The organism is Desulfovibrio sp. 1188_IL3213 (assembly GCF_036763145.1).
GTDB lineage: Bacteria > Desulfobacterota > Desulfovibrionia > Desulfovibrionales > Desulfovibrionaceae > Desulfovibrio.
Genome location: NZ_JBAIYR010000331.1, coordinates 1 through 2605 on the forward strand (window position 1 = coordinate 1; position 2605 = coordinate 2605).

1 protein-coding gene is annotated in these 2605 nt (G+C 59.6%); it reads left to right on the forward strand.

Translation table 11 applies throughout. From position 1 onward, the window contains the following. On the forward strand, positions 1 to 2605 hold a 2605-nt coding region (locus tag V6C16_RS11015), incomplete at both ends, for a beta strand repeat-containing protein (protein WP_333543218.1).

Genomic DNA, 2605 nt, shown 5'->3' on the forward strand with positions numbered 1-2605 from the left:
GGAGCAGCGGCGGAAACGCCCTTTTTCCCCGCAGGTCCCTTTGTTCGCGCCGTGCTGTATTCCCCTGGCGCCACGGGCGATGCCGTTACCGCCAATGTATTTTTCGGCGCAAATGGCGCGGCTCCTGCCGCCATTGCCACAGGGGACGCAGACTTTGACGGCACCAACGCGGCAGCGCCCTATGCGGTGAGCGTCAGCCTGCCTGCCGGATGGTCAAGCTCCTGGGTAGACGTAAGCTTTAACAGCCTTTCCGGCCGTCTGGAATTCCGCCTTACCGCGGACGGCGTGGCTGAAATGCAGCGGCTCGGCCTTACGGGCGAAAGCCTGGTGGACTTCATTCACATTACGGTCACGGACCGCGCTTCGGGCGACAGCTTTGAATATAATGTGGAGCTTGTCGCCACAGACAACCAGAACTTTGATTCCGCGGCGCACGACAGCCGCTATGGCGGCCAGCATCTGGACAATATCGGCGAGTTCCACCAGGGCCAGAACAACGGCGGGGCCTACTCCGTCGTCTCGTCCGCGCAAAATGACGAAATCATCATAAACGACACGGTCATCGGCGGCAGTTCCATACATGCCAGCGGCTCGGCCGACCCGGACCAGATGGCCGATGACTACAATACCATCAACCTTGCTGCCGGGGTTGTGAACACCACAGTGGGCTCCACCACACACATCACTTCCGCGGACGGCACACTTGACGTGTCGGGCGGCGTGACCGCGCAGGGCAGCGGGGCCGAGAACGTCATTGATATGGGCAAGGGCTCGGTTCATGTCCAAAGCGCCTCCAGCGATGGCGTATCCGCTGCCCATGGCGTATTTGCTGTCGATGGCGGCAAGAATACCATCAGCGGCGGCAGCATCAACATAGCCGCCGACGGGCAAGGCATTCAAACCCAGAGCGGCAGCGTCAACTCTGTAACGGCAATTGACGGCGATATCACCATCAATGCACTTTGGAATGGGGTTGGCACATCTGACAACAGCACCACCAACCTTTCCGCCACCAATGGGTCTGTAAGTATAAAGACAGACTGCTGGGGTATCTCGTCCGGCGGCAACAGTAGCACGAACGTTGACGTGACCAATGGAGATCTGGAGATTGATGCCATCGGACGCGGTGTTCATGCATATGGCGGCACCGCCGATGACGGCAGCGTCAATGGATACAGCACCAACACTGTTTCAGTGACAAATGGCAATGTGAATATCAAAGGCGGATGGGAAGGTCTGTTAGCTCACTATGGCGGCACCAATAACATTGATGTTGCTGGCGGCTCTATCTACATCGATGCGGCCGGGGCAGGCGTCTACTCTGTTGAAGAGAGTGCCAACAACCTGACCGTAACTGATGGGTCTCTTCACATAACCGCTGCGGGCACAGGATTGCGTGCTGAGGGGAACAGCGCCAACACCGTTGACGTAGGCGGTGATGTCACCATCACAGGAGCAAGTTTTGGCGTTCTTGCCGCTGGATCAGGCAGCAACAGCATCACCACAGAAAGCGGCGACGTGACAGTGACTGGCAACGGCTCCGGCTACGGCTACGGCGACGGCTACGGCATGTCTGCCGACTCTTCCGGCAGCAACAGCATCACCACAGAAAGCGGCGACGTGACAGTGACTGGCTCCGGCTCCGGCGACGGCTTCGGCTACGGCTACGGCATGTCTGCAATCGATGACGGCAGCAACAGCATCACCACGGAAAGCGGCAGCGTGACTGTGAGCGGCTACGGCCAAGGCCCCAGAGACGACATGTTGTTCGTCGACGGTATGAAGGCCGAATCTTCCGGCAGCAACAAGATCGAAACGGTGGGCGGCGATGTGACTGTGAGGGGCCAACTCGACGACGATGACTACCGCTTCGCCACCGGCATGCACGCGGCTTCTTCCGGCAGCAACGAAATCAAAACTGCGGCTGGCAAGGTAATTGTTGAAGGCAGCAGCAGCGGCGACAGCTTCGGCATGTATGCCGCCAATGCCGCTGCCAGCAACGCCATCACCACAAAAGGCGGCGATGTGACCGTTACCGGCAGCAGCAGCGGCGGCAGTCTTTTGAACCACATCTTAAACGGTGGTGGCACTGGCCGCGGCATGTTTGGTTCCTTTGGCGGTAGCAACACGATCAAAACCGAGAGCGGCAATGTGAGTATTACCGGCAGCGGAGATGTCCTCAGTTTTGGCATGTCCGGCAGCAACAGCATCACCACGGAAAGCGGCAACGTGACCGTTACCGGCAGCGGAGGTGTCAACGGTTGGGGCATGTCCGGCAGCAACAGCATCACCACGGAAAGCGGCAACGTGACTGTGACTGGCACCGGCGGCTACAGCGGCATTCCCGGCGTCGCCTACGGCATGTCTGCCAACGATTCCGGCAGCAACAAGATCAAAACCGCGGATGGCAACGTGACTGTGACCGGCACCGGCGGCGACAAAGGCTGCGGCATGTCTGTCGACAACGGCGGTAGCAACAGCATCACCACGGAAAGCGGCAACGTGACTGTGACCAGCAGCGCTGACCCTGGCGTCGCCTACGGCATGTCTGCCACCCGCGGCGGCGTGAATACGATTGAGTCCACCTCCGGATCGCCCCTGACCG